Source organism: Mesorhizobium sp. M7A.F.Ca.CA.001.10.2.1, assembly GCF_003998575.1.
Taxonomy (GTDB): domain Bacteria; phylum Pseudomonadota; class Alphaproteobacteria; order Rhizobiales; family Rhizobiaceae; genus Mesorhizobium.
The window spans coordinates 1-2,545 of sequence record NZ_RZQY01000782.1 but is presented as its reverse complement, the minus strand read 5'-3'; the positions used below and the strand labels follow the sequence as shown (position 1 = coordinate 2,545).

The following is a 2,545-nucleotide window of genomic DNA, read 5'->3' as shown; positions in this document are numbered from 1 at the left end:
CCCTCGGCCGGGATCGGGATGTTCCAGACACCTTTCTCCAGCCGGTCGCCCGCTTTGTAGGCGCGGAAGATCAGCGGGTGCCCCTTGTCGATGACGATGGGCAGGGCGGTGCGGCCGCCGCGTTCGTTTATGGACGCCATCCAAGGCCGCAAATCCGGCTCGCCGCGAAACGGCCAGTAGAGACTGACCATGCGCCCGGCGATCTCGCCGATGATCGCGTCGAGGCCATCGGCGATGCGTTGCGACATTACCGCTCGCGCGTCGGCCGAAACGGCGAGACGCGCAGCGATCAGCCGTTCGCGTTCGGCCTTGCGCCAGCGTCTCACATCGATCCAGTCGCTCGAAGGCGCACGGAATTCCGGATCGAGCTCGTGCATGAAACAGGGCGGGGAAGAATACTGCGCCGGAGCATCGTCGTCACGATCGTTGGCCATGCCTCACCTCATCGCGTGTTCGATGACGCTATACCTCGCGATACGATACAACATGTGCATTCACGACATGGAACGACGAGTCTCGGGCACCGTCCATCTGTTGTTGCATTGCACAAAAATACCTACATCCAGGACAGCCAATCTTGCCATCGGGGTGAACGAAATGAATGAAGCCAGGCATCATGTCGTCGTTGTCGGCGCGGGTTTCGGCGGTCTCGAGTTCACCCGTGCACTTGCTGGCGCTCCGGTGCGTATCACCATGATCGACAAGCGCAACCATCACCTCTTCCAGCCGCTGCTCTATCAGGTGGCGACGACGGCGCTGGCCACCTCCGAGGTTGCCTGGCCGATCCGCCACCTCCTGCGCAAGCGCAAGGATGTGACGACCCTGCTCGCCAATGTCACCGGTGTCGACCGCGCCGGCAAGCGCGTGCTGCTCGATGACGGCAGCGCGGTCGCCTACGACACGCTGGTGCTCGCCACCGGTGCCCGCCACGCCTATTTCGGCCACGACGAATGGGAGCCTTTCGCCCCGGGCCTGAAGACGCTGGAGGACGCCACCAGCATTCGGAGGCGAATTCTCCTGGCCTTCGAGCAGGCCGAGCGGGAGACCGATCCCGCCAAACGCCGGGCGTTGCTGACCATTGCGATCGTCGGCGGCGGGCCGACCGGCGTCGAGCTTGCCGGCACCATCATCGAGCTGGCGCATGACACGCTGCGCGGCGAATTCCGCAACATCGACACGCGGCAGACGCGTGTGGTGCTGATCGAGGCCGGCGACCGCATCCTGGCCAATTTCGCACCGAAACTTTCCGACTATGCCAGCAAAGCGCTCGAGCGGCTCGGTGTGACTGTCGAGCTCGGCCGGGCCGTCACGAGCTGCGACGCCGAAGGTGTTGTATTTGGCGATAAGCAACTGGCAGCCCGAACGATCCTGTGGGCAGCCGGCGTTGCCGCTTCGCCGGCCGCTGAATGGCTGGGAGCGAAGGCGGACCGCGCGGGCAGGGTGCTGGTCGAGCCCGATATGACTGTATCTGGCAGCCCGGAGATTTTCGTCATCGGCGACGCCGCCCTTGTGCTGCGGCCCGATGGCCGGCCGGTGCCCGGCGTCGCGCCTTCCGCCAAGCAGGAGGGCCGACATGTTGCGGCCACCATCAAGGCCAGGCTCGGCGGCGACACGACCGCGCGTCCTTTCCACTACAGGCATGCCGGCGATCTCGCCACGATCGGCAAGCGCGCCGCGGTGATCGATTTCGGCTGGCTCAAGCTGACCGGCTGGGCGGCCTGGTGGCTGTGGGGAGTGGCGCACATCTATTTCCTGATCGGTTTTCGCAACCGGCTTGCGGTTTCGCTGAGCTGGCTATGGATCTACGCGACAGGCCAGCGCAGCGCGCGGCTGATCACCCAAGGCGACGACGACAAGGGCTGATTTCCTCGCCCCGATCGTTCATCCGCACGTCATCCGTTGCTGATCGAGTGGCGGCTTCATGCGCGCGACTTGTTGAATGGACTTAAGCAGGTTTCAGAGCGAAGTTCGCTTCGGGGCAGGGCTTGTCAGTTGTCGAAGGAGAAAACATGTCGCAACTGCTCCATCCCATATCCCGCCGCGATCTCCTTGCGGGCGCCGCCGCAGGGGCACTGATTATGCTGCATCCGTTCTCCGCCCGCGCTCAAGGCAACCAGGCCCATCTCCGGATCATGGAGACCACCGACATCCATGTGAACGTGCTGCCTTACGATTACTACGCCGACAAAACGAACGACACGCTGGGCCTGTCGCGCACGGCGTCTCTCATCGATGCTGTGCGCAAGGAAGCCGTGAATTCGATGCTGATCGACAATGGCGACCTGCTGCAGGGCAATCCGATGGGCGACTACATCGCCTATGAGAAGGGGCTGAAGGACGGCGACCTGCATCCGATCATGAAAGGCATGAACCTGCTTGGCTACGAGTGCTCCACGCTGGGCAACCACGAGTTCAACTACGGCCTGTCGTTCCTGGATAAGGTGCTGGCCGGCGCCAATTTTCCCTTCGTCTGCGCCAATTTGATCCGCGGCACCGAGCTTGCCGCGAACCCGCGCGACGACAAGCTCTATCTCAAGCCCTATGT

General features: G+C 63.3%; 3 protein-coding genes. 2 read left to right on the top strand and 1 reads right to left on the bottom strand.

Going from position 1 to position 2,545, the window contains the following annotated elements; all coding sequences use genetic code 11:
- A partial coding sequence (locus EN964_RS31615; RefSeq protein ID WP_127277216.1) for a 5-formyltetrahydrofolate cyclo-ligase occupies positions 1 to 434 on the bottom strand: 434 nt, incomplete at its 3' end.
- A gap of 163 nt (positions 435 to 597) precedes the next feature.
- Between EN964_RS31615 and EN964_RS31610 the strand changes: the two genes are divergently transcribed.
- Together EN964_RS31610 and EN964_RS31605 are read left to right on the top strand one after the other, a co-directional pair.
- The gene (locus EN964_RS31610) at positions 598 to 1,863 is read left to right on the top strand and encodes an NAD(P)/FAD-dependent oxidoreductase (RefSeq protein WP_127269074.1); all 1,266 of its coding nucleotides are present in this window, start codon (positions 598 to 600) and stop codon (positions 1,861 to 1,863) included.
- Between the two features lie 146 nt (positions 1,864 to 2,009).
- On the top strand, positions 2,010 to 2,545 hold a 536-nt coding region (locus tag EN964_RS31605), incomplete at its 3' end, for a metallophosphoesterase (RefSeq protein WP_245490707.1).

Excerpts from the sequence above, each read along its gene's own strand:
- EN964_RS31610 (WP_127269074.1), top strand. The coding sequence starts at position 598 with ATGAATGAAGCCAGGCATCATGTCGTCGTTGTCGGCGCGGGTTTCGGC.